Here is a 24,428-nt window from a genome sequence, read left to right as displayed (position 1 = left end):
ATAATTCTGGAGACAACTAAAATGAAAAAAAGCATTTATGCGCTGGGTGCGCTCGTCCTTACCACTTGTTCCGGCGCTGTCCTGGCGCAGAGCAATGTGACTTTCTACGGTGTGATGGACATGGGTATCTCCCAGGACCGTGGCGGCATCGCCGGCACCTCCACCCGCGCCACCAGCGGCATGGCGACCCAGAGCCGCTGGGGCTTCCGCGGCAGCGAGGACCTGGGCGGCGGCATGAACGCCTTCTTCGTGATCGAGGGCGGCATCCATGCGGACACGGGCAGCTCGACGCAGAACAACACGCTGTTCGGCCGCACCAGCATCGTCGGCCTGGGCAGCAAGTATGGCGCGGTGTCGATCGGTTTGCAGGATACGCCGTTGTTCACGACCCTGAACACCATCGTCGACCCGCTGCGCAACGGCATTGCGCGCTCCAACAACCTGATGGCGGCGACCGGCTTCCGGGCCGGTAACTCGGTGCTGTATCGTACGGCGACTGTCAACGGCTTCAGCGCCGACGCCATGTATGTGGCGGGCGAGGTGGCCGGCGACCAGAAGGCCAGCCGGGCATTGGGTGGATCGTTCGGCTATAGCAATGGTCCGCTGAATGTGCGCCTGGCTTACCACAACAAGAACAACGATACGGCGACGCTCAAGAACACCGGCTCGGCGCGCAATACGCTGCTGGGCGCGAACTACGATTTCGGTCCGGCGAAGGCGTGGTTCGGCTATGGCGTCGACAAGGGTTTGAACAGCGCCACGCTCAATAGTTCGGTGGTCAACTTTGAGGGGCCGGCGCCGGTGGCGTCCACGGACAGCACCGATATGCTGCTTGGCGTGTCGGCGCCGTTCGGCTTCAGCACCGTCGTGGCGACCTACATCCGCAAGAACGACCGCACGGTGCGCAACCAGGATGCGCAGCAGTACGCGCTGGCCTATATGTACGCGTTCTCGCGGCGCACCGACATCTACACCTCGTACGCGCTGATCCGCAACCATAACGGCGGCGGTTACACGGAAGGGAATAGCGAGGAACCGGGTATCGGCAATCGCCAGTTCACGGTGGGTTTGCGCCACCGCTTCTGATCACAGCAGATCGATCCCGAATCGACGCACCAGCAGCGCGAACAGCCCGAAGCAGACTATCGTAATGACGACGCATGCCAGCAGGGTCGGCCAGAAACCGATCCGTGGCAGCAGCGCCGGAAAGGCCAGGAACATCGGCAGCGTGGGCACCACGTACCAGAAGGTGTACCACGCGTGATTGGCGATTTTCTGCTCGGGCTGTTTTTCGACGTATAGCCAGATTAGCGCGAGCAGGGTCACCAGCGGCAGCGCCGCGACCAGGCCTCCGATGCGGTCGCTGCGTTTGGCGAATTCGGAGACCGCCACGACCACTGCTGAAGTCAGCAGGTATTTGATGATGAGCCAGGCCATGTGCCTTCCTTAATTGAGTCGTTAAAACCTGTAGCAGTGGGCCTGCTGGCTGTCGCTGCGCAATGACGGCATGACCAGCACGGCCGAGGTCTCCTTCTGGCATTCGATCAATGCCCGCCTGGATTCCTCGATGCCCGCTTCGATGAAGTCCTTTTTCGCGGCGCCGGCGATCGCCTGGGCGAGCTGCGTAGCGCGGGCGCTGGCGCTGGCCGGCGCGCGTATCGCTTCAAAGCTGAACTCCTTCAGTCCTTTGTCAAAGGTTCGCTGGACCAGCAGGCCGCCCTGCGAAGTCAGCGCATTGGCGTCCCGCGCAGGCGCTTGCATGTCCGCAGCATGGGCCGTAGCGCATGCGAGCAACAGCGGAAGCACGATTTTACGCATCATCGTCCGTGCTGACAAACGTCAGCCGGTTGCCGGAGGGGTCCTTGATCGACATTTCGCGGCTGCCCCAAGGCATGGCTTCGATGCCGGGACGGGCGTGTTTGTACTGCTTGGCGATCAATTGGGCGTGGTATTCATACAGGCCGCCGGTAGCGATGCGGATGGCGCCTCCCGGACTGCAATCACCGAAATGTTCGGTGAGGTGAAGGATGCAGCCGTCCCGCGACACTTGCAGGTACAGCGGCGTGCCGGGTTCGAAGCGGTGCTCCCAGTCGACTTTGAAGCCGAGGAAGTCGACGTAGAACTCGCGCGTCTGCGCTTCGTTGAAGCTTCTCAGGATGGGGGTGATGCTGCCAAGGTTCATGTCGATAACTCCTTGATGCCTTGAGGTGTGTTGATGTGCGCGACCAGTCGCGGCCTGTCGCCATGCTGGCAGGCGACGGCGTCCTCCAATCCGATGGACGCCAACAGCGCGGCGGCCCGCTGCGGATCGGGATGGAAGATCTCCAGCCTGGCCAACGACAGGCCCTGGTCTTGCAGGCCGGCCGCCGGATGGGGATGGCCGTCCCATTCGATCAGCGCCGGGCCGACGCCATCCAGCGCGACCGAGCCATCGGCCGGTATCGTGATCAGCCAGTTGCGCTGGCCGCGCGACATGGGCTCGATCGGCCCCAGGTCTTCGCTGCTGGCGGCGGCGGTCGCGCGTATGTCGTGGGTGCGCGCTACCCAGGTGCCGAGCGATGGCGGCGAATCCGGCGCAAGCTGGTCGAGCGCGAACCAGCGCGGCCGGCCAGGCGGTGGCGAATCGGGATTTGGGGCGATGATTTCCAGGAAAAGCGCATCGCCCAGCCGCAGCAGCAGGTTGTGCGTTCCCATGCGGGGATGCTCGCCGCCGGGCTGCGGCGTCGCGCCCAATGCCTTGACGACGAAGGCCGCGCCGGCTGCCAGCGTGGGCGCGGTGACGGTGATGTGATCGATGCGGCTCACGTCGATGCTGCCGCCGCCAAGTCGATGGAAACTGCGCCGAGTTGCATTTGCCGATCTCCTAACATAGTCGATCGGCCAACTTTAGCACAGGTCAGTACACTTCCGGAACGATGATCTCGGCCGGCACCGGGCGGCGCACGTAGTCGTCGTGGTACTCGCGTTCCGGCAGTTGAATCGCCGGATGCTCCACTTCCACGTACGGCATCTGCTCCAGCAGGTGATGGATGCAGTTCAGGCGCGCCTTCTTCTTGTCCACGCCTTGAACCACCCACCATGGCGCCTCGGGGATGTGGGTCCGCTCCAGCATGATCTCCTTGGCCTTGGTGTATTCCTCCCAGCGGCGGCGGGACTCCAGGTCCATCGGGCTCAGTTTCCACTGCTTGAGCGGATCGTGGATGCGGCCCAGGAAGCGCGCGTTTTGCTCCTCGTCGGAGATCGAGAACCAGTATTTGATCAGCTGGATGCCCGAGCGGGCCAGCATGCGCTCGAATTCCGGCACGGTCTGGAAGAACTCCTCGTACTGGTCGTCGGAGCAGAAGCCCATCACGCGTTCGACGCCCGCGCGGTTGTACCAGCTGCGGTCGAACAGCACGATCTCGCCGGCGGCCGGCAGGTGCGACACGTAGCGCTGGAAGTACCATTGCGTGCGTTCGCGGTTGTTCGGCGCCGGCAGCGCGGCCACGCGGCACACGCGTGGATTGAGACGCTGGACGATGCGCTTGATCACGCCACCCTTGCCGGCGGCGTCGCGGCCTTCGAACAGGATCACCACTTTGTGGCCGGTGTGGACCACCCAGTCCTGCAGCTTGACCAGCTCCGCCTGCAGGCGGAACAGCTCGCGGAAGTACTGGCGGCGGGCTTCCTTGGCTTCCTCGCTGCGCTCCGAAACGCGCACCTCGCGCGTGACCGGATCGATCTCGCGGTCTTCCAGTTCCATCTCCAGCTCTTCGTCATAGCTGTCGGTCAGTTCGCGTTGTACGCGTTCCATCAAATCGGTTTCATTCAGTCGCATGGTGCTTCCTTGTTTCAGAAAATGTGGTGGAACAGCCAGAACAGCGATCCCGATAACAGGATCGCGGCCGGCAGCGTCAGCACCCAGGCCATGGCCAGGTTGCGGACGGTGGACCATTGCAGGCCGGAGCGGTTGGCCGCCATCGTGCCGGCCACGCCGGACGACAGCACATGCGTGGTCGATACCGGCATGCCGTACATGTCGGCCGCGCCGATGGTCAGCATCGCCACCAGTTCGGCCGATGCGCCCTGCGCGTAGGTCAGGTGGGATTTGCCGATCTTCTCGCCGACGGTGACGACGATGCGCTTCCAGCCCACCATGGTGCCGAGGCCCAGCGCGATCGCCACCGCCACCTTGACCCACAGCGGAATGAACTTGGTGGCGTCGTCGAGCTGCTGCTTGAAAGCCTTGAGGTTGGCGGCGGTGTCGGGGTCGAAGGGCAGGGCCTTGGTCTTGTCCATCACGTGCATGGTTTCCGCCGCCAGGTACATATCGTTGCGGACGTTGCTCACGGTCTCCGCCGGCACCTTGGCCAGCGAGCCATGCTGCTTGACCGCCTGGCCGATATCGCCGATCAGCACCGACAGCGCCGGCACCACCTCGGGCGTAAGCGTCTTGGTGCGGATGTAGGTCGACAGCTCGGGATGCGGATCGGCCATCGGCGCCACGCCGGACGGCATGTATTTTTGCAGCGACTGCTGCGTGACCTGGGCCACGGCGACAAACTGCGTCACCTGGTCGGTGGGCAGCGCGCGGTTCAGCGCATAGGCCATTGGCACGGTACCGACCAGGATCAGCATGATCAGCCCCATGCCTTTCTGGCCGTCGTTGGAACCGTGCGCGAAGGAGACGCCGGTGCAGGTGAGGATCAGCAGGCCCCGGATGTACCAAGGCGGCGGCGTGTTGCCGGCCGGTGCCTCGTACAATTCGCGGCGCTTGACGAGGGCGCGCAGCGCCAGCAGCAGCAAGGCGGCGCAGCCGAAACCGACCATGGGCGACAGCAGCAGCGAGTAGCCGACCTTGGCAGCCTGCGCCCAATCGACGCCGCTGGTGCCGTCGCGGCCATGCATCATCGCGTTGGCGATGCCGACGCCGAGGATGGAGCCGATCATGGTGTGCGAGGACGATGCCGGCAGGCCGAGCGCCCAGGTGCCCAGGTTCCAGACGATGGCGGCGATCAGCAGCGCGAACACCATGGCGAAGCCGGAGCTGGAGCCGACCTGCAGTATCAGTTCGACCGGCAGCAGCGAGATGATGCCGAAGGCGACCGCGCCGCTGGAGGTGAGCACGCCGAGGAAGTTGAAGCAGCCGGACCACACCACGGCGGCGTTGGCCGGCATGGAGTTGGTGTAGATGACGGTGGCGACGGCGTTGGCGGTGTCGTGGAAGCCGTTGACGAATTCGAAGGCGAGGGCGATCAGCAGCGCCACGCCGAGCAGCACATACGGCAGCCAGCTGGTGGCCACCGGACCGGCCTCGGTGACGTCCGAGCGCAGGCTGTAGGCGCTGAACAGCAGGCCCGCCACCAGCAGCACGAAGAAGATGAGGGCGGTGATGGGGGTGTTCTTGGTGTCGGCGGGACTGATCCGCGTGGGTTGGACGACTGTATTCATGCCATTCAGCTCCAGTATCAAGGTGGTAGCTGAATGTACTTGCCAAATATGACAGAGGTATGACGACATTGATGGCAGCTTATGGCGCTGCCTTGCCAATGCTCTAAGCTTCCCGCTGCGTTCCCTTCGACATTGCCAAGACCAGCCGGAAGGCTACGGCGGAGAAGACTGCAACAGACAGGGTAGCGATGAACGTCTTGCCATCGCGACTGGGAACACCACCCATGAGTAAGCCGAGAAGCAAACCCAGCACGAGTGAAAGGGGCAGCCATATCCACCACCGAATCATGTTTAGCTTCAGCATTGCTAAGAATATCGGCAGCCCAATAAGAACCTCACCAATCAGGCAAAACGGAAGGTACACAAGGAGAGAGCCCAACATGGTGGCGGCGCTTCCCGTGTCGTTCAATGGCGTCAGGAGCGCAAAGGCGGTGGCGGAAAGTGCAGCTGCCACCATTGCTCCAACCACCAATATCGCAGTAATGCCAGAACCTACTTTTCGCAGCTGCATTTCTTGACAATCTCCCTCATCTGATTGCCCCAAACTAACTCGTTTGCCATGAACTGCGTGTCAAACCCTGTCATGTACGGGGACTGCCATGGACTATCACCTTCGCCCCAAGTATGAACATTACTCCCTACGATCCCCCTTGCGACATAACCATCGGCAAAAACGCCCCCCTTTGTAGTCAAGTTAACCACTAGCGGTGCTCCGGTAGAGAGATCCATTGTTGTATAGGACTTGACGGGATTGTGAAATGGGCCAACCTGGGCGTCATTCCAATTTCCATCAGGGCTTGAACCATTGGATTTCCCCGGCGTGGCATGTTTTTGAAGCTCGTCCATGACGCACTTACGATCGGCCTTACCCATGGACACGGAGACATCGTAGTTGTGATAGAACCAATTGTCCGGCCCGAGAGATGCAGGGAAGCCCTGTGTGCTAGGCACGCCAAATCCTGGTCCGCCCGGATATTGACAGGTGGTTTTCCCGTTCGCCGAAACGCAGGCCAATCCACTTGGGTCGATGCCGCTTAGCGGATTTCCACCAACATAGCCATAGGTGTTGATTCCACCGCGAAGGCCAATTGGATCGCTCTGAACGTACCGGCCCGTCTGCGGATCGTAATCCCTGTAGTAGTTGTAGTATATATAGGTCTCGCGGTCAAACACCTGGCCGGGAAAACGAAGGTTGAAGACAAACGAGGCGCCTCCGGCAGGTTGCTCGTTCGGCGGCACCGAGCCGTAGGGATCGCTGTCCCATTTCCATACCAATGCATTGCTTTGGTCGGTAATTGCGCGTGGTGTGTTCAGCTGGTCGGTCTGGACGAAATACAGGCTCGATGCGGATGCATCGCACCCGACTGCCAGCATCAGAAGGGGCGCGGCTATATTTCGAAACTTGTTGATGTTCATCTCGGCCTTCCTTACTTAAAGACAGCGACCGGAACATCGCCTAAGTAGATATATTCGGTGGTGGCACCGTCGGTCGTTTCGGCAATCAATTTGCCGCCACCATCGTAGTGAAACACGGTGGTCGATGTTGGCGTGACCTTCTGTACGCGCTGCCCCAAGGCGTTGATCTTGTAGCTGACCAAACCTATCGCGGTGTTGGCCGACACCATGCGCCCGCGTGCATCGTAGTTGAACTGGCTGGTGCCGTTGCTGGTGGTGCTGCCATTCGCATCCATCCCGACCGCATTGGTCTGTGTGCCGGCCACCTGGGTCAGGCGATTGCTGCCGGCCGCATAGGTATAGTTGGTTACCGCGCCGCTGATCGATTGCTGCGTGCGGTTGCCCACTGCGTCGTAGGTGTAACTCAAACTGAGACCGGAGCGCTGATCGCTGGTTACCCGGTCAAGCAAGTCGTAGCCGTAGGCTCGACTGTTGACGGCATTGCCGGCATCGCTGATGCCGGTGATCCGGCTCACCGCATCGTAGCTCACCGTCTGCAACTGGCCATTGAGCGTGTAGCTGGCAACGCGGCCATCCACGTCGTAGGTCCGCGTGTAGACCTGGCCATTGCCAAAGGTGATGGACTTGACCGGTCCGAACGGCTGATAAGTCGTTTGGGTGACCACTGCCGCGGTGACGCCATCTTGCGTGGTGTTGATGGTGCTGATACGTCCCATGGCATCGCGCGTGTAGTCTACTGTCCGCCCGCCGGGATACGTCAGCCCGGCAAGGCGACCAGCGCTGTCGTAGCGGTAGGTGGTACTGTAAGACTGGCCGCCGATCACGCGGGTCTCCGTCGCCACACGACCATGCTGATCGTAGACATATGACGTGGTGCCGCTGATATCGGTCACCTGGCTCAGGCGTCCAAGACCATAATCACCCTGGTCGTAGACGTAGCTCGCGCTGGCGCCGTCGCTGTAGCTGACGACAGTTGGTCGGTTGAGCACATCATATTGATAAGTGGTCGTCTGCCCCTTGGCGTCGGTACGTGTCTTCAGGTTGCCCGCGACGTCGTAGGTATTGGTGGTGGCTCCGGTGTCCGGACTGATAGTCTTGCTCAACTGTCCCAAACCGTCGATGGTGTAGGTCGTCACCAGATTCCTGGCGTCGGTCACCTGTGTCAACTGGTCAAGGCCATCATATCCGTACTGGGTAACACCGCTGTTAGTGTCGGTCACTTTGATACGCCGCCGCAGCAGGTCGTAATCCTGCTTGGTAATCCGGTTCAGAGGATCGGTGATTTGGGTCAGGTTGCCCACCGTGTCGTACACATAGCTGGTGGTCGTATTCTGGACTTGGGCCGAGGCGGTGCCGCACAGCACCGCGACGAATGGCAACAGTGCGCGCTTCATTGCAAGGCTCCGGTAATTTGTTTGAGGCGATTCAGCGGGTCGTACACGCGGCTGATCTTGCTGGTCAGCGTGCCGCTGCTATCCTTCGTCTGTTCGGCGATGCGGTTGCCGGCCAGGTCCAGGGTGTAGACAATGCTGTTGCCGCTGCTATCGCTGATGCCGGTCAGGCGGTGGGCGGCATCGTAGGTATAGCTCAGCGTCGAACCATCGGCCATCGTGACCTTGGTCACCTGGCCCACGCCATCGTAATCGTAATGCGTGCTTTCCCCGCCGACAGCGCTGTCGGACAGCCAGCCGCGAGCGGTGTAGGTGAGATCGGTCGCGAGGCCGTTCGGATCGGTGATGCGGCCGACCCGGCCATTGGCGTCGTACTGGCTGTAGCTCGTCATTTGCTGGGCGGCGTTGGTGATGCCGGCCAGGTTACCCTCGCTGTCGTAGCTGAAGCTGGTCGTGTCGTTCAGCGGTCCCGTCGCGGTCAGCACCTGGCCGACCTCATTGTAGGTGTAGGACCAGCTGCGCGCCGCGCCGGCCAGCGTCGCGCCCAGCCCTTGCGCGCCATTGGCGTCGGTCGTTGCCTGCACCGTTTTGCTCACGACGTTGCCGGCAGCGTCGTAGGACAAGGTGGTCAAGCGCAGCGGCGTGGCGATCTTGACCGGCAGGCGCAGCGTGGCGTGCCACGCCGTGGTGGCGGTGCGGGCGTAGGTGGTGCCCGAGGCTTCGGTGCGGCTGAGTTCTAGATTACGGGCCGTGTCATAGGTGTAGACGGTTTTACTGCCATTCCAGTCCTTGCTGCTGAGGACATTGCCATTGACGTCGTAAGTCCGTTCCAGCATGCCATCGCAACCGTCGCAGGGCTGACTCACCGAGTCGTTTTTGGCGACGCCCAGTACGATCACGCTGTGATAGCTGCGGGCGATAGTGGCAGGCGCCGCCGCTGTCCCGACCGAGGTGGTGACGGTAGTCGTCTGCGTGCCGTCGGCTGCGCGCGCGCCATAGCTGACCGTCACCTTTTCCACGCCGCCGGCATGCTCGGACGCGACCGCGCGGCCGGTGCAATCATACGTCCACGTGGCGAAGCGCACGCCGTTCTCATCGGTGATCCCGGTCAGCGTATTCAGCAGGTGTCCAAATCCATTGCCGGATGCCGTCACACCCGAACAGCCGTTGCTGTCGCCGATGCGCGCCGATTCATTGTAATAGTACAGACGGTTTTTGCCGTCAGGGTAGGTGACCTGCGTCAGGTTGTTGGCGCCGCACGCCAGGCTGGCGGGCGCCGAGGCCAGGCAGCCGGCGGTGGGGCCGTCGTAGCTGTACAGGTAAGGCTGTCCCGCGGGATCCAGGGCTTTCGTGACGCGCGCCCGGCTGTCGTATTCGAACTGAAGCTGTCGGCCCCAATGATCGGTGACGCACACCAGCAGACCCGCCGCGACCGCGGCGCCCGGCTGAACGTGGGCGCATGCCGGCGCGTCCGCAGGCAGCCGCTCCACACTGGTGTCGTTCGTGTTGCCACTGCTGTAGGTATAGCGTTGCGTCGCACCTGTCTTGCTCACGATGGACAGCAGTCGTCCGGCCGCATCGTAGCTTTCGGTATCCTGTCCCGAAGTCACATAGATCCATCCCACCGGCGTGACGCCATCCGATGCATATTGCGCGCTCAGGCGCTCATCAACGTCCGCGTCGCCCACCCACTGGCTGCCCGACTGATTGAAGTTGTAGACCTTGCCGTCGGGCCGCGACACGGATACCGCCGGCGCCGCATTGGCAACCGGCGTGCTCTCGCAAAACTGCAGGCCATTGCTGTTGCGCCTGAAGCATTTGGTTTCGGTACGGTTGGGTAATAAGCGCAGCTTCCGGTCGACCAGATGGGACCAGCGGCTGCCGAAGGCACCCGACTCGCCGCTGTAGCCGGTGAAGACACCACCGTTGTAGGTGCGGGTCAAGGACAGCGGCAAGCCCGGCGTGGCCCCTGCATAGTCGACTTCCGCCTGAACCTTGTTGCCGGTGCCAATCGCGATTGGATTGCCGCAGGATGGCTGGCGATTCTGTGCATTGGCCGGACAGGAGGCGCCATTCGCCTTGGGACTGGACGGCACCGGCATGGTCATCTTGGTCAGGCCACTGCACGACTGCGTGTCGCTGAAATAGCGGACGTTGTCATTGTTCAGGCAAGCATAAGCGGACAAATAATAGAATTTGGTGACGCCGGGCGGCTGCGACAGATCCTGAATCCAGCCACCGCTAATGGAGTTATACGAATTAGGATTCTCAACCGGCGCTGTAGCGCCGCACCATGTCGTCACGTTCTGTTTCCAGCTACTGACCAGATCACTGCAAGCGGCATACAGCGCTGCGCCGGTCTGATAGTTGCCGACCCATTTAAAATGGGTATTCCCGATAACTGGTATGAAATCCGCCCTTGCATCCAGCGTACAAAGCAGTCCGAGTCCAATTAAGCATGCCCGCCAATTTTTCATGAGTCACGTCCGCCCGATAGTGAGAGAAAGGGAGGAAGCGCCGCTGATACGACGCTTCTATCGGAGTGAAGGCTAGCACGAGTTTCCATGTGGCAATCTATCGGATTGTCACCGGTGACTCGAAATCTTTGGCATGGGCGTTCAACAGGTCGTTAGTTTGGCGGCGGCCACACCAGCCCCAGGCCGTCGGTAATTACAATTTGATGTGCTGGGCGATGTTGAACTGGTCGTCCTTCTTCCAGTGCGGGCGTGGTTTATTTTCCGTCCAGCTTTTTGGTAAATCCGACATACAAGCGCCGTGCCACGAAATGATCGAACCCGGATCTGCGGAAAGTGTCCGCTTCCGTCGAATAGGTGCGTTTGCTGCCGTCGAAGATATCGTTCGCGTTGACGGTCAAGCTCAGTGTCTTGTTCAGTTGGTGCTTCCACGTGAGGTTCACATTGTTGGTCACGCCGAAACGACCAAGCGGCGTGATGCCCGCCGACTGGGTATGCGCGTCGAGCGAGAGATCGTCCGGCCCGGCGTGGTAGGCCGCGCGCAGGTTCAGGTAGGCCGAGACTCCCGACTGGCGGACCACTTCAAACGTGTCGGGAGTGGTGAGCACAACCTGGTAGGCGCCGCCATCCATGCCCAGGCGCCAGCGCTCGTCCGGCTTCCATTCAAGCGACGCCGTCACGCCGGCCGAGCGGGCCTGGCCGCCGTTCTGTTTTGAGGTGACCAGCACGTCGTCGATAAAACTGCGCGCGTCGGTTACCGTGTCGCGGCTGGTGCGGTAGAACGCGCCGGCGCTGCCGCTGAGGCGACCGGCATCGGCATTGGTGCTGACTTCCCATGAGTTCAACAGCTGGGGCTTGAGGTAGGAATTGCCTCGGCTGAGATTTTGTGCGTCCACATACGTGGTGAATGGATTGAGGTCGCGCGCGTCCGGCATCTGCAGGCTGCGCCGATAGCTGAGCGCGATGTCGGCGTTGTCGCTGATCTCGTAGCGGAGATGCAGGCTGGGATTGAACGCCTGCCAGTGCCCGCTGCGCACCGCGCCTTGTGCCGGCATCACCTTGAGTCCCATGCGCTCGATGCGCGTGCCCAGCAGCACTTCCCACTGTCCGAGCTTGAATTTGTCGGTCAGGTAGGCGGCGCTCAGCGTGGACCTGGCCGCGTAGCGATTGGTGGTGTCGGGATCCTGCGTCTCGCTGCCATTGAGCGGGTCGACGGCGGCCTGGTAGTTGGCGATGTCGTCGACCTTGTTCTGGATATCGAGGCCGGCGCCCCATTGGCCGTGAGTGGTGGCCTGGCTCCAATCGACGGTGGCCTGCGTCAGGCGCCGTGTCGATGCGGTGGCGCCGCGCGTGTAGTCGGCGGGCAGGACCGGCGCGATGAACACGTCGCGATAGGACTTGTCCACAAGGTTATCGGTGGCGCTGTGCTGCAGCGTGGCTTTCAGCACCGCGCCGCGCTCCTGGTGGCTGTAAGCCAAACTGGCGCCGTTGTCGGACTGCTCGTTGGGGCCGAAGGAAATGCGGTGATACAGCGTCTCGGCGGCCGGCGTGCGCGTCGCGTTGAGCTCGTCCAGCAATGGCAGCGAGCGGCGGCGGTTGTGCTGCGCCGACAGGCTGATGCTATCGATCTCGCTGAGCGCGTAATCGAGGCCCAGCGTCGCGCTTTCGACACTACGGCGCACAAATATCTCCGAGGTCTGGCGGGTTTGTCCGGATAGGCCGGACACCGGGTTGTTCCAGTCGACCGCCGAGTCGCGCATTTTCAGCGTGCCGTCGCGGCGGTACGCCAGGTTGCCGTGGACGCTGAGGGCGCCCTTGGTCACGTCGCCGGATGTGGCGACATTCCACAAACCGTGGTCCGCCGCGCTGCCCTGTATTTGGGCGTGCGCGCCCGGTTTGCGATTGTGCTTCAACACGATGTTCAGGATGGCGCCGCCATTGGCGTTGTAGGCGGCGGAGGGATTCGTGATGACTTCGACGCTGGCGATGTCGGCCCCGCTCATCGTTTGCAGCGCCAGCGCCTGCTCGTCACCCGAGCCCGCCAGCATCGCGGTCGGCTTGCCGTTGATGAGGACCGTTACCTGGTTGTTACCCTTGACCGAGATCTTGCCATCCGCAGTCACCGATACCTCCGGGGTGGATTGCAGCACATCCTGCGCTGTGCCGTTGGCCGCGCGCGCCATGCCGGTGACATCGTACACCGTCTTGTCGAGCTTCTTGACCACAGGCTCGGTGCTGGCCGATACCACCACGGTCTGGACGGCTGGCGCCTGGTCCTGGGCGTGCGCCAGCAAAGGTAACAGCAGCAGCGGCAGGGTGAGCTTGCGGAGGCAGGGAGAGGTCAGATCAGCATTGCACATGGATTTCTCGGGACGAGTGGGGCCACCCTCCCCAGCGAGATGGAGAGGAACAGGATAGGAAACAGGAAGCTACAGCGCGCGCCGCGCCAGTTCGGCCATGAAGGCTTCGCGGGTCTGCGCGCCGGCGTGGTGGTAGCTGAGAACGGGATGCTGCAGCAGGCGCGCGAACACCAGCCTGCGGCCATCCTTGACCACCCAGCCGACGAACCAGCCGATATCCTGAGTCTGGTCGGCGGTGCCGTCCGGTCGCTGGATGGCCGCCGTGCCGGTCTTGCCGTAGACCTGCCAGCCGTTCACCGGCGCGTTGACCTTTAGCAGCCGCTCGGTCAACTCATACGCATGCGCGGACAGCGGCAGCTGGCGATTGACCACCTTGCGCAGGAAGGTGGCCTGCTCGGACGGGGAGATTCTCAGCGTGGGGCTGACCTCTGACAGCGCGATGGCATCGTCCACGCCGGCGACGCTGGCCAGTTCGCGGTTGCCATAGTCGAACGCCTGCACGTAGCCGCGTACGCCGGCGGAGCTAACGCGCGACACCACTTGCTGGGAATACCAGACGACGGATTCACGCAGCCACGAGGCCGGATCGGTGCCATGGCGCCAGGACGGATTCGGTGAGGCGTAGCGCTCCTCGTACGGCAGGTAAGGGCTGTGGTCGTCCTGCAGCACGCCGCTGTCGAAGCCCATCAGGCTGATGGCGATTTTAAAGGTGGACGCCGGCGTGACGCGTTCGTCGCAGCTGCCTTCGCGCACCAGTTCCTTGCCGCTGCTGGCGTCGGCCATGATCGTGCAATCCAGCGCATCGAGGTTGGCGGCATGCAGTTTGAACGCGGGCTGCAACATCAGGTTGGCACATACCACCACCGCCAGGCTGCCGAGGGCGGCATAGCGCGGCCAGCGGCTGCGTGTCGCCATCGGTGAGCGGATCAGCTTGACGCGGGAGACCAGGGAGGGCTGGCCGCTGGCGCCAAACGCCAGCGCCGCGTCGACCGCTTGCCGTTGCAGACTCAGCTGCGTGACCAGCGCCGCCGCATAGGCCTTGCGTTCCTCGGGCGGCCGGCCGGACAGCACGTCGTGGTCGCAGCCAAACTCCTGCGACCAGCCCAGCCGGGCGTGCAGCATGCGCATGAATGGATTGAACCAGAACACGCCCTGGAGCAGTACCGATGCCGCGCTGAGCTGGAGATCACGGCGGCGCCAGTGGGTCAGCTCGTGTTCGATGATCAGCTGCTGCTGCAGCCGGTCGAAGTTGCGCAGATGTCGGGGCAGCAGCAGTCTCGGTTTGAAAATCCCCTGCAACATCGGCGAAATCGGCGCGCAGACTTCGATCGCACGTGGCAGCAGTGCCTGTGCCTTGCCCATGAATCCCGGGTGATCGTCGCTCGCCGTTAGCGGTGCTCCGCTTGCGACAAGCGTTTGCAGCAGCCGCCTGGCGCGCCATTGGCGGTAGGCGAAGTAGCCCAGGCCAAGGAAATACAGCACGCACCAGGCGCGCGCCGCGTAAGCGACCTTGGTGCCGCGCTGTTCGGCGGCAGTGGCGGGCGCGGCATCGGTGGCAGTGATGATCGCCGGTTGCGAAGGCTGCGCCGCGGCCAACGGCAGCGAGTCGTTGTTCATGTCGATGACCGGCACCATGCGCAGACGGTCGGTGTGCGGCAGCAGTATGGCGCCGAAGATGATGGCAACCGCCAGTTGGCCCAGCAGCCACAGCGAGCGCTGAGCGGCGAGCGCGGGGAAGCGCCGCGCGCATAGTACCGCCACCGCCCAGACGGCAAGGCCGGCCGCCAGCGAACCTGCGGCCGCGAACAGCAGGCGGGCCAGTAAGACGTCGAGCGGGGTCATGGCGTGGCATCCTCGTTGCCGGGCCATTGCTGCAACAATTGCTCAAGCTCGGCGAGCTCGGTGCCGCTGACCAGTTTGCTGCCGGTGAACATGGCCACGGGGAGTGGGGTGTCGATCTCCATCACACGCTTGGCGAAATCGCGGGCAAACATCGCCAGCGTGTCCACTTTTTCCAGCGTCGCTTCGTAGGTCTGCACGCCGTGGCGGGTGTGTTGGCGGACCATGCCTTTTTCGAGCATGCGTTCCAGCGTTTTGCGTGTCGATGAATACGACCAACTGAGCTCATCGCCGATGTGCTCGTGGATTTCACGCGCGCTCAAGGGCTGCCAACGCCAAAGGGCTTTTAACAAACTGAGTTCGGTAGTCGAAGGGATATGCATGGCGCGCAGGCTAAATGTGACTCACCTGACAATCATGCGACATGCGTCGCATGTAGTCAAGAGAATATTTTTTTCTGCCATATCGTGCTTACAGGTCTCGCGCTCAAATACCTGGCCTTCAGCCGAGAGTTATAATTTGTGAGCTTTGCAGATTAGCAAGCTGCTATCCTGATGCAGTTGGTGGAATTCGGCCAAAGAGCTGCCGCGCGGAGAGACCTCCGCGTTGAAACTCAATACGGAGTACCTAATTGAAAAATCATATTACGTTGGGCAATGTTCTGTTCGCCATTTTCGTTTCGATCTTGTTCACCAACGCAGCTCATGCTGAATACGTCGCGCCCAACATTCAACATGCGCCGTATGGCGAAGTCAAGGTGGTCGTGCCAATCACCACCGACGATCCGGCAGTTTGGCTATTCCGTTTGCGGAACGTCGGCAATGGGGTCACGGCAACCGCTGGACTGGGCGGCGGCATGAAGGCGAAGATTGTGTTGTACGGTGCGGGCGTTAAGTTGCTCTCGCAACCGATGGATCCGAAGATCAAGGAAGCCGTTGACGCCGCGCGTGCTGCAGGCGCGCAATTTAACGTTTGCAATGTCACGCTCAAAGGCATGAAACTGGACTGGCATGCACTTTACGGACTTCAGGAAGGGGATATTGTCCCTTCCGGCTTTGCCGAAGTGGGTTGGCTCGCCAGCCACGGTTGGGCTGTTGATCCTGCCAATTAAGTTATCCCTCCTGGTTAAGCCCGGATTACTACCCAAAGCCGGCTATCGGATACAGATATATGAGTGAATGCATGGCCGAGGAATTTTTTAATATGCCGGTACCAAAATCTGTTGTGCGCATATTTTTCGCTTGCGCCATGGTGTGCGGTGTTTCCATAGTGAGCCACGCGCAAGAATTGGATGGTCTTTGGGATTTGCGGATAGCCGACACAAAACATTCCGTTAAAGTTGTGGCGACAATTCGACTCACTGAGAAAATTGCTTCTGAATCGTGCATGGGCGGAACGTGGAAGCGGGTAGCTATCGAGGCCAAGACCGTTCAAGATGAGCGTTTCTTCCCCTTGGCAGAGCCGATAGCATATCAGCTGGAAAACGGTGCGCTTACTCTAGGCGGCACAGCGATGTGTGATAGATATTCCCTCTTGTCTGGCAAATCAGATGCATCGAATATTCAAGGCACATACAACGCGGTAGGTCTAGGCACAAGTCACGCGCTTGGTTTTTTTTCATTGAAAAGAGTTCGGTACTAACGGCGCGTGCCTTCAATTATGACCGAGCATACTCACAATTTCCCCGACTGGCCGTTCCCAGACCGCATTGCCACTGCCACTTTTTGTACGGATAAAGTGGCGCGCGAAGGCTTTGATGTGCTGCGTGTCGTCCACGATTTCAACGGAGACTGGCAGTTCTTGGACGGCACCACGGACGAGCCGGGCGAATGCGTCATGCTGTGTCTCGGTTGTCTTTTCGAGAAGCACTCCGACATCGCGGCCATTGCTGATCTTCCGCGTGGTTGGGGTGCGTGCCGCGACGCTGCAGGGGCCAAATGGGAGCGTTGGGAGCTGGAGCCGGAAGACGAACAGGACGATGACGAGGAAGACGTGCCGCACAACTGCGGTGGACCCGAAGCTGACGCCAAGGCACTGGCCGATATCGAGAAATATGGCCTGCATGTCATCAGCGTGCTGGAAGAGGACGAGCATCCGCCGTTTACCTATTCGATCGGTATCGAACAGTCGCTCGGCATGCCGGAGCTGATCGTCATTGGCCTCAAGTCCAACATTGCTTGCAGCGTCATCAACGAGTGCTACCGACAGATGAAGGAGCGCCGGGCGATCGCCCCGGGGGAACGCATTGCTGGTCTGCTCGGCGGCGATTTCGAATGCGTCATCGGCGAGGCGTCTGCCGAGCAAGTTGCCGACTACATGCACTGGGCGAGCTGGCTGAACAAGGGCGGCCCGTTTCGGGCCTACCAGATTATCTGGCCAAGCACCACTGGCGTGTTTCCATGGGAACCGGGTGCCAGCGATTGGCTGATCGCGCGCCAGCCCTTGCTGGCCTGACAACCGGATTGTCTCTTCAGTTACCGGGCTGGAGCTAACGGTGCCCCTGTCAGTTCGGTATCGGCTGCTTCATCGGGTGTTCCGGAAGGCGCGGCGCGGGTGGCTAGCTCCAGTTCCTCGAAGGCGTCGTAGGTTAGCGTCATCAGGCGTTCTGGGTCGGGGACAAGGTCGGTGTCGACGAAGAGGGCGAGTTGAATCTGTCCTGCGTACGAGATGAACGCCAGGCCCACGCCCAGTTTGCCCGCCTGCGGCACCCAGCAGATCAAATCCGTCATGCGCGAGCCGGCCAGGTAGCGGCGGCTGCCGGGTCCTTCGATGTTGGTCAGCACCACCGAGCCCTTGGACGTGAACAGGTTCAACGCGAAGTGCTGCAGGGCGGTCGGCAGGCAGCCGGCGATCGAGAGGAAGGCCATCGTTGCGCGTGGCTGGTGCGAGCGCTTGATGGCGGTCATGCGTTCACTGGACTGGCGCAGGCGCACGCATGGATCGTCCATATTGGTCGGCAGGTCCACTGCCACCAGGCCGAACTCGTTCCCGAGTTGGAAGGCGTTGGCCTTTTCGCGCAGGTTGAAGGTGACGGCGGCGCGCAGGGCGCGGCCGTCAGGCCGCTGTCCGCGTTCGCCCAGGTACTGGCGCAGCGCGCCGGAGACGGCGGCCACCCACACATCGTTTAACGTCACACCCATGCGCTTGGACATGGCGCGCACGCGGTCCATTTCCAGCGGCGGCAGCCACACCAGCTGTTTGGCGCCGGTCATCGGTGCCTTGAACTGGCTTGGTGCGTCGGGCCACAGCACCGACAGCCGCGCCACGTGGAAGGCGATCTTCAGCCACGACACGCCGCGCGCCACCGCCGAACACACGGCGTTGTGCGCCACCGTGGCGCGGTGCGGATGGCCGACCGGGGAGGGCGTGCGGCCATGCACGCCGTTGTCGTCGGTCAGGTGATTGAGCACGTGTACCAGCCCCAAACCGTCGGTGATGCAGTGGTGGACGCGGAACACGATGGCGTGTCCGCCATTGACGCGGTCCAGCACCGTCATGTGCCACATCGGCCGGTCCCGCTCCAGCGGCAGGTGGGCGATGCGGGTCATGTGCGCTTGCAGCTCTTCGCGGCTGACGTCCTGCGACATCTGCTCAAGCTTGATGTGCTGGGCGATGTTGAACTCCCCGTCCTCCACCCAGTGCGGACGTCCGCGCAGCTGCACCACCTTTTGCGTGAAGCGCGGGTAGTTGGGCAGGCGCAGGCCGATGGTCGATATCAGCCGCTCCATGTCGACCGCGCCTTCGAACAGCAAAATGCTGTTGATGACCATCAGGTTCTTGTCGGTGTCCATGCGATGCCACGCATAGTCGCGACGTGTCATTGCCGCCGGTGCTGCGGTTGGTTTGCTCATGTGATGCTGTCTCCTCATGCGGCGCCGGATCTTTGCCGGCGTCCGCTTATATTTTTACCGGTCGTGCTTCTGTCTCCGCCACGGGCGCCGGCGCCGCCGCTGCCGCCGCTTCCACCGACTTGGGTGAGCGCGGCCGCAGCGCGTAACGGTTCAAGCCCGTCATGTGGATGCGGCACAGGTAGTCCGGCCAGTCGATGACGGCCGGGTCGACCCCATAACGCGCGCGGTCTTCGCTGCCGAAGCGCTGCGCCAGTTCCATCAACGATTTGTTGTGGAACACGTAGCGTGGCGCGGTGTAGAACGAGAACGTCAATGCCAGCAGCTGCGTGGTACGCAGCGCTTCGAGCTTGGGCGAGTCGCCCGCGCCCAGCAGCCGGCGTACGCCGCTCCAGGCGGTTGCGCCGAGGCTCATGGCCCGCAGCATCAACAGGAATACCGGGCGGCTGACGACGCGGAAGCCATGTTTCGGTTCGTTGTAGAACAGCCGTTCGTAGTTGCGCCAATTGCGTTGCGATTCGGTCTGGAACAGTTCAATCACGCGCCCGACCGAGATCGGGTTGGCGGAGCCGGTGCAGGCTTGGTAGATGCGGGTGGTTCCGCGTTCGATCAGCGCTTCAGCGGCGGCCAGCACGATGCTGTTGGCCACCAGGTCAGCCGGCACGATGTCGACGATTTCGTTGGCCTTGGCCGGGAAGAAGCTGGTCTTGCCGCGCGCGTAGGCCAGGATGATGGCGTCGGCCACCTTGACGCCTTCGATCCAACCGGGCGCCGGCTCCTGCAACGTGCTTTCGATGATCGACGGGCGCACGATGGTGAGCGTTTTGCCGCGCATGGCCTGCATCGCCAGCTGTTCGCCCATCCATTTGGTGAAGGTGTAGGTGTCGTTCCAGCCGTGGTAGTTGGCTTCGGCGATGCCGAGCTCCGTCAGGCGGCGCGCCAGTTGTTCGGGATCGGTGGTCTCGGCCTTGATGGCGGCCACGCGGTGCTGCAGGTGTTGGAGTAAACCGTATAAATCATAATGGCCGTCGGTGTGGCGCGGGATGGCGGCGCGGGCGGGGGTGACGTTCTGCTCCAGCATGTCGCCCCGGTTGTAGCCGTTGACGTAGCAGGTCGATACCTGCACCAGCGGTGCGTTGGCGGCGCGCGCCAGTTCGGCGACGTGCTGCACGCTCAGGGCGTTGATGGCCAGCGCCTCGTCCAGCGCTTCGCGGAAGTTGACGCTGGCGGCGGCGTTGATCACCAGGTCGACGCGGCGGGCCAGCGCGTTGAACTCCGTCAGCTTCAGACCGAAGCAGGGCGCGGTCACTTCGCCGGTCACGCATTCGATGCGCTCGGCGAAGAACTCGGCCAGGAAGGCCGGGCGCTCGGCGCGCAGGCGGTCGAACACGGAGGAGGTGGCGATGTCGCGCTCGAATCGGGTGCGGGCGTCGCCGTTGGTCTTGCCGCGGCCACCGCGTATCACAAGCACGATGCCGGCGATGTCGGGCACGCTGCGGATCAATTTCTCCAGCACGACCTTGGCGAGGAAACCGGTGCTGCCGGTGATCAGTACGCGCTTTCCCGACAGTGCTGCGTGGACGTTCAATGCTGGTGTCATAGCGGTTTCTCAGAAACGGTGTCATTACTGCAATGAGCCGATCTTAGAGCGAAACCGGGGAGTGACTGGCGACTTTGCAGTGGCTTTGGAAGCCAAACGCATGGCTGCGCGAGTCATGCGGAGTGAGCGCCGGGGAAACTGAAATGGCCGCGTTTGCAACATTGAGGCATTTGCGCAACGGCCTATGTTCTTTGGGAACTCAGTCTGGTCTTACATCGGCGTGGGCAGAACGCCTATACCGCCCCAGGACGCGCTGGAAGATGATGGGTTGCCGGCAATGCCGGCGTTCAATCACTTCCACAGGAGACGATCATGACCCAGCGCCAGAAACCAGATGAAGCCAAGCAATCGGGCACGCCAGGCTCGCAGCAGAGCGGTTCGCGTGGCGGTAGCCAGCAGCAAAGCGTGGACACCAGCCGCGATACCAAAAACAAGGAAAACAGCGATCCGGCCCAGCGCCAGTCGGGCAGCCGCGATGAACGTGGCAACCGCGAGGAGCGCTAAGCCGGTGATTTATTGCTGGGCTTCCGGATAGAGGCCGTGGACGCGGCCAAACAGCCGGGTCAGGCCCAGCAGGGCGTCGATGTGCGGGGTGGCCAGTTGCAGGCGCTGGCCGATCTCGCGCACGGACGCCACCAGTGCGTCCAGCTCCAGCATGCGGCCGGCTTCGGCGTCCTGCAGCATGGAGCTTTTGAAGGCGCCCAGTTTGCGTGTGACCAGGTGGCGCTGCTCGGGTGTTTCAGCGATACGGCAGCCGATGTGCTCGCCAATGATGGCCGCTTCGCGCATGGCGGCGCGGCAGAATTCGGCCACCAGCTGGTCGTCCAGGATGCGGTCCGCCGTCGCACCGGTGATTGCCGAGACCGGGTTCAGGGTCATATTTCCCCATAATTTATACCAAATGTCGTAGCGGATATCGGCCGATACCTTGACGTCGAAGCCGCCCTGGCGCAGCAGTGCGCCCAATCGCTGTGCGCGTTCGGAGTCGCCGCCGGCGGGCTCGCCAATGATCAGGCCGTTGCCCATCTTGTGGCTGACCAAGCCGGGCGAGGGCGTCGAGGTGCTGGCGTGGACCACGCAGCCGATCACTTGTTGGTAAGGCAGCGCCGCCGCGATCACGCCGCCGGGGTCGACGCTGGCCAGCGGCTCGTTGCCGATCGCCGGCACGCCTTGACCGAACCACCACGGGACGCCATTCATGGCGGGCAGGATGAGGGTGTGTGGGCCGATCAGCGGGGCGATCTGCTGTGCCACGGCGGCCAGCGCCTGGCCTTTGACGGCGATGATGACCACGTCTTGCGGGCCCAGTGCCGCCGCGTTGTCGCTGGCGTGGGCGGGGGCTTGGATCAGGACCTCGCCTTGCTGCAGGCGCCAGCCGTGTTGCCGCAATGCGGCGAGCGTGTCGCCGCGTGCGTAGGCGCTCAGCTCGCAGGCCTGGGCCGCGGCCAGGCGCGCGCCAATGAAACCGCCAATGGCGCCGGCGCCGACGATGCATACCTTCATTTGATACTCCGTGTGGGAAAGTTTGCTTATTTTGCCACAGGAGAGAGCGTCCGGCTGGCGATGCAGCCGGACGCCTGGGTGGATCAGTTACGGATATCCAGCGCGCGGTTCAGGCTCAGCGCGGCCAGCGAGCAGACCGCGCCCGACAGCAGGTACAAGCCCACATACGCCAGCCCGAACTGCGAGGACACGCCCAGCGCCACCAGCGGCGCGAAGCCCGCGCCCACCAGCCATGCCAGGTCGGACGTGAAGGCCGCGCCGGTGTAGCGGTACTGCGCCGGGAAGTTGGCCGTGACGGCGCCGGCGGCCTGGCCGTACGACAAGCCCAGCAGCGCGAAGCCCAGCATGATGAAGGTATCCTGCGCGCCTTCGCCGCCGTTCAGCAGCGTCGGCACGAAGCCGCTGAACACCGCGATCAGGATGGCCAGCGAACCGAGCGTGCGGCGGCGGCCGATGCGGTCGGCGATCACGCCGGAAGCCACCACGCCCACCGCCATCAGCAACACGCCCACCATCTGCGTGCCGAGGAAGCCGGTGACCGAGCGCGGCGAGTAGATCGTGATCCACGACAGCGGGAACACCGTCACCAGGTGGAACAGCGCGTAGCTGGCCAGGGCGGCGAGGGCGCCGATGATCAGGTTGCGGCCTTGCGAGCTGGCCATTTCGATCACGCTGGTCGGCTGCAGTTCACGTTCTTCCAGCAGCTTGGCGTACTCGCTGGTCGAGGTCAGGCGCAGGCGGGCGAACAGCGCCACCACGTTGATGGCGAAGGCCACGTAGAACGGATAGCGCCAGCCCCAGTCCATGAAGTCCAGGTCGCTCAGGTTGCCGATCAGGTACCAGAACAGGCCGGCGGCGATGAAGAAGCCGGTCGGCGCGCCCAGTTGGCCCAACATCGCGTACCATCCACGCTTGTTCTCGGGAGCGTTGAGCGCCAGCAGCGACGGCAAGCCGTCCCACGAGCCGCCCAGCGCCAGGCCCTGGCCGATGCGCAGCACGGAGAGGATCAGGATGGAATAGAAGCCGTTGTCGGCATAGGATGGCAGGAAAGCGATGCCGGCGGTGGTGGAGCCGAGCAGCAGCAGCGCGCCGGTCAGCTTGGCCTCGCGCCCGTAGCGGCGCTGGATGGCCATCGAGATCACGGTGCCGATCGGTCTTGCAATAAAGGCAAAAGAGAAGATGGTGAATGCGTACAAGGTGCCTTCCAGCCGCCCGTCGAACGGGAACAGCAGCGAAGGGAACACCAGCACGGAAGCAATCGCGTAGACAAAGAAATCGAAATACTCGGATGCGCGGCCGATCACCACGCCGACCGCTATTTCGCCTGGTGAGATGTGATCGTCGTCCCGTGCATTGATGTTGCGTGCATCATTACCGGCCTGAGATGGTTCTTGGGCGCCAATATGCACGCCGTTTGGTGTAGTCGTAGTGGCCATGGTCTCTGTCTCCTGCGTTGATATTTTTATCACGATCATGCCCCGGCCCCTGGGACAAAGTGTCCAATGGCAGGAACATTCCGTGATTGGTACAGTAACACATCATCCACATACTGTAACGTAGATTACCTATGATTCCTTCTCTCGCGCGTCGTGGACTGTTCCTCGCGCCGCTGTTGTGGCTAGCAGGCTGCAACACGGTGGTGTTGAACCCGTCCGGTGATATCGCAGCCCAGCAGGCACACCTTGTTGTTGTGTCAACGCTGCTGATGCTGCTGATTATCGTACCCGTTATGTTCCTGATTTGCCTGTTCGCCTGGCGCTACCGGAAGTCCAACACTTCCGCCGAGTACAAGCCGGACTGGGACCACTCGACCAAGCTCGAGCTGCTGATCTGGGGCGCTCCGCTGCTGATCATCATCGTGCTGGGCCTGATCACCTGGATCTACACCCACTTGCTGGACCCATACCGTCCGCTGAGCCGCATCGACGAGAACCGTCCTGTGGCGGTCGGCGTCAAGCCGCTGGAAGTGCAGGTCGTGGCGATGGACTGGAAGTGGATGTTCATCTACCCTGAACAAGGCATCGCCACCGTCAACGAGCTGGTGACCCCGGTCGACGTGCCGGTCCGTTTCCACATGACGTCCTCGACCGTGATGAACGCGTTCTACATCCCCGCGCTGGCCGGCATGGTCTACACCATGCCCAGCATGGAGACCCAGCTGAACGCGGTGATGAACAAGGTGGGCGTGTACGACGGCTTCTCGTCGAACTACAGCGGCGCCGGTTTCTCGGACATGAAGTTCAAGTACCACGGCGTCACCCAGGCCGACTTCGACGCATGGGTTGAGAAAACCCGCGCCGGCGGCGGCACGCTGACCCGCGCCGGCTACCTGGACCTGGACAAGCCCACCATCAAGCATCCGATCATGCACTTCGGCAGCGTCGACAAGGGCCTGTACGACCTGGTGCTGAACCGCTGCGTGGCCGAAGGCTCGACCTGCATGAACGCGCAGATGGAGCAGGACGCCATGCGCATGCAGGCCGCCGCCACCGCGAAAGAACTGCCGAAAGATGTGTGCGAGCCTAAAGTCGCCACCGCCACGGCCCAACCACTCCGTAAAGAATGAC

23 protein-coding genes are annotated in these 24,428 nt (G+C 62.3%); 6 read left to right on the top strand and 17 right to left on the bottom strand.

Annotated features, from left to right (window positions below; genetic code table 11):
- Positions 1-21 precede the first annotated feature (21 nt).
- Positions 22-1,086 (top strand): porin, encoded by a 1,065-nt coding sequence (locus ACUJB0_RS02525; protein WP_444843839.1) that lies wholly within the window; start codon positions 22-24, stop codon positions 1,084-1,086.
- Here the strand turns inward: ACUJB0_RS02525 and ACUJB0_RS02520 are convergent, their stop codons facing one another.
- The 13 genes from ACUJB0_RS02520 to ACUJB0_RS02460 form a co-directional block, all read right to left on the bottom strand.
- Complete coding sequence (locus ACUJB0_RS02520; RefSeq protein ID WP_444843838.1) at positions 1,087-1,437, bottom strand: DUF3147 family protein; 351 nt, start codon at positions 1,435-1,437, stop codon at positions 1,087-1,089.
- A gap of 21 nt (positions 1,438-1,458) precedes the next feature.
- A complete protein-coding gene (locus tag ACUJB0_RS02515; RefSeq protein WP_444843837.1) occupies positions 1,459-1,821 on the bottom strand; it encodes a hypothetical protein in 363 nt (120 codons plus the stop codon).
- Positions 1,811-2,182 carry a glyoxalase superfamily protein gene (locus ACUJB0_RS02510; protein ID WP_444843836.1) on the bottom strand — a complete coding sequence of 124 codons (372 nt, stop codon included), beginning with the start codon at positions 2,180-2,182 and terminating at the stop codon, positions 1,811-1,813. Before ACUJB0_RS02510 ends, ACUJB0_RS02515 begins: the two co-directional genes overlap by 11 nt.
- Positions 2,179-2,805: a VOC family protein gene (locus ACUJB0_RS02505; protein ID WP_444843835.1), complete on the bottom strand. Its 627-nt coding sequence runs from the start codon at positions 2,803-2,805 to the stop codon at positions 2,179-2,181. Before ACUJB0_RS02505 ends, ACUJB0_RS02510 begins: the two co-directional genes overlap by 4 nt.
- A gap of 91 nt (positions 2,806-2,896) precedes the next feature.
- Positions 2,897-3,817 (bottom strand): polyphosphate kinase 2, encoded by a 921-nt coding sequence (gene ppk2, locus ACUJB0_RS02500; RefSeq protein WP_175001265.1) that lies wholly within the window; start codon positions 3,815-3,817, stop codon positions 2,897-2,899.
- Positions 3,818-3,831: 14 nt separating this feature from the next.
- The gene (locus ACUJB0_RS02495) at positions 3,832-5,430 is read right to left on the bottom strand and encodes an inorganic phosphate transporter (protein WP_444843834.1); all 1,599 of its coding nucleotides are present in this window, start codon (positions 5,428-5,430) and stop codon (positions 3,832-3,834) included.
- A 103-nt stretch (positions 5,431-5,533) separates the two neighbouring features.
- Positions 5,534-5,941, bottom strand: a complete 408-nt coding sequence (locus tag ACUJB0_RS02490; protein ID WP_444843833.1) for a hypothetical protein — start codon at positions 5,939-5,941, stop codon at positions 5,534-5,536.
- Complete coding sequence (locus ACUJB0_RS02485) at positions 5,923-6,846, bottom strand: RHS repeat domain-containing protein (RefSeq protein ID WP_444843832.1); 924 nt, start codon at positions 6,844-6,846, stop codon at positions 5,923-5,925. The genes ACUJB0_RS02490 and ACUJB0_RS02485 overlap by 19 nt, the downstream gene beginning before the upstream one ends.
- 11 nt (positions 6,847-6,857) lie before the next feature.
- Entirely contained in the window at positions 6,858-8,240 is a 1,383-nt protein-coding gene (locus tag ACUJB0_RS02480; protein WP_444843831.1) for a hypothetical protein, read from the bottom strand.
- Positions 8,237-10,423 carry a DUF6531 domain-containing protein gene (locus tag ACUJB0_RS02475; RefSeq protein ID WP_444843830.1) on the bottom strand — a complete coding sequence of 729 codons (2,187 nt, stop codon included), beginning with the start codon at positions 10,421-10,423 and terminating at the stop codon, positions 8,237-8,239. Before ACUJB0_RS02475 ends, ACUJB0_RS02480 begins: the two co-directional genes overlap by 4 nt.
- A 545-nt stretch (positions 10,424-10,968) precedes the next feature.
- Complete coding sequence (locus ACUJB0_RS02470; protein ID WP_444843829.1) at positions 10,969-13,071, bottom strand: TonB-dependent receptor; 2,103 nt, start codon at positions 13,069-13,071, stop codon at positions 10,969-10,971.
- Positions 13,072-13,140: 69 nt separating this feature from the next.
- Positions 13,141-14,913, bottom strand: coding sequence for a penicillin-binding transpeptidase domain-containing protein (locus ACUJB0_RS02465; protein WP_444843828.1), 1,773 nt, complete (start codon positions 14,911-14,913; stop codon positions 13,141-13,143).
- Complete coding sequence (locus ACUJB0_RS02460) at positions 14,910-15,293, bottom strand: BlaI/MecI/CopY family transcriptional regulator (protein WP_444843827.1); 384 nt, start codon at positions 15,291-15,293, stop codon at positions 14,910-14,912. Before ACUJB0_RS02460 ends, ACUJB0_RS02465 begins: the two co-directional genes overlap by 4 nt.
- A 248-nt stretch (positions 15,294-15,541) precedes the next feature.
- Here ACUJB0_RS02460 and ACUJB0_RS02455 point away from each other — a divergent pair, with 248 nt between their 5' ends.
- The 3 genes from ACUJB0_RS02455 (at position 15,542) to ACUJB0_RS02445 (ending at position 17,364) form a co-directional block, all read left to right on the top strand.
- On the top strand, positions 15,542-16,021 hold the full coding sequence (locus ACUJB0_RS02455; RefSeq protein WP_444843826.1) for a DsrE family protein: 480 nt from the start codon (positions 15,542-15,544) through the stop codon (positions 16,019-16,021).
- 71 nt (positions 16,022-16,092) lie between these two features.
- Entirely contained in the window at positions 16,093-16,551 is a 459-nt protein-coding gene (locus ACUJB0_RS02450; protein ID WP_444843825.1) for a hypothetical protein, read from the top strand.
- 18 nt (positions 16,552-16,569) lie between these two features.
- On the top strand, positions 16,570-17,364 hold the full coding sequence (locus tag ACUJB0_RS02445; RefSeq protein WP_444843824.1) for a DUF4262 domain-containing protein: 795 nt from the start codon (positions 16,570-16,572) through the stop codon (positions 17,362-17,364).
- A 20-nt stretch (positions 17,365-17,384) separates the two neighbouring features.
- Here the strand turns inward: ACUJB0_RS02445 and ACUJB0_RS02440 are convergent, their stop codons facing one another.
- Both ACUJB0_RS02440 and ACUJB0_RS02435 read right to left on the bottom strand, forming a co-directional pair.
- Positions 17,385-18,761: a wax ester/triacylglycerol synthase family O-acyltransferase gene (locus tag ACUJB0_RS02440; RefSeq protein WP_444843823.1), complete on the bottom strand. Its 1,377-nt coding sequence runs from the start codon at positions 18,759-18,761 to the stop codon at positions 17,385-17,387.
- Positions 18,762-18,807: 46 nt separating this feature from the next.
- Positions 18,808-20,358, bottom strand: a complete 1,551-nt coding sequence (locus ACUJB0_RS02435) for an SDR family oxidoreductase (RefSeq protein WP_444843822.1) — start codon at positions 20,356-20,358, stop codon at positions 18,808-18,810.
- A gap of 312 nt (positions 20,359-20,670) precedes the next feature.
- On the opposite strand from ACUJB0_RS02435, the gene ACUJB0_RS02430 reads away from it, so the two are divergent.
- A complete protein-coding gene (locus ACUJB0_RS02430) occupies positions 20,671-20,862 on the top strand; it encodes a hypothetical protein (protein ID WP_444843821.1) in 192 nt (63 codons plus the stop codon).
- Between the two features lie 9 nt (positions 20,863-20,871).
- On the opposite strand, the gene ACUJB0_RS02425 is transcribed toward ACUJB0_RS02430, so the two are convergent.
- Both ACUJB0_RS02425 and ACUJB0_RS02420 read right to left on the bottom strand, forming a co-directional pair.
- A complete protein-coding gene (locus tag ACUJB0_RS02425) occupies positions 20,872-21,861 on the bottom strand; it encodes a 2-dehydropantoate 2-reductase (protein ID WP_444843820.1) in 990 nt (329 codons plus the stop codon).
- An 83-nt stretch (positions 21,862-21,944) separates the two neighbouring features.
- Entirely contained in the window at positions 21,945-23,297 is a 1,353-nt protein-coding gene (locus ACUJB0_RS02420) for an MFS transporter (RefSeq protein ID WP_444843819.1), read from the bottom strand.
- Between the two features lie 131 nt (positions 23,298-23,428).
- On the opposite strand from ACUJB0_RS02420, the gene cyoA reads away from it, so the two are divergent.
- The gene (cyoA, locus tag ACUJB0_RS02415; protein ID WP_444843818.1) at positions 23,429-24,427 is read left to right on the top strand and encodes a ubiquinol oxidase subunit II; all 999 of its coding nucleotides are present in this window, start codon (positions 23,429-23,431) and stop codon (positions 24,425-24,427) included.
- Position 24,428: the final 1 nt, after the last annotated feature.

Origin of the sequence: Duganella caerulea, assembly GCF_040362985.1 — a bacterium.
Taxonomy (GTDB): Bacteria; Pseudomonadota; Gammaproteobacteria; order Burkholderiales; family Burkholderiaceae_D; genus Rugamonas; species Rugamonas vulcania.
The sequence above is the reverse complement of the archived record's forward strand: the minus strand, read 5'-3'. Positions and strand labels throughout refer to the sequence as shown.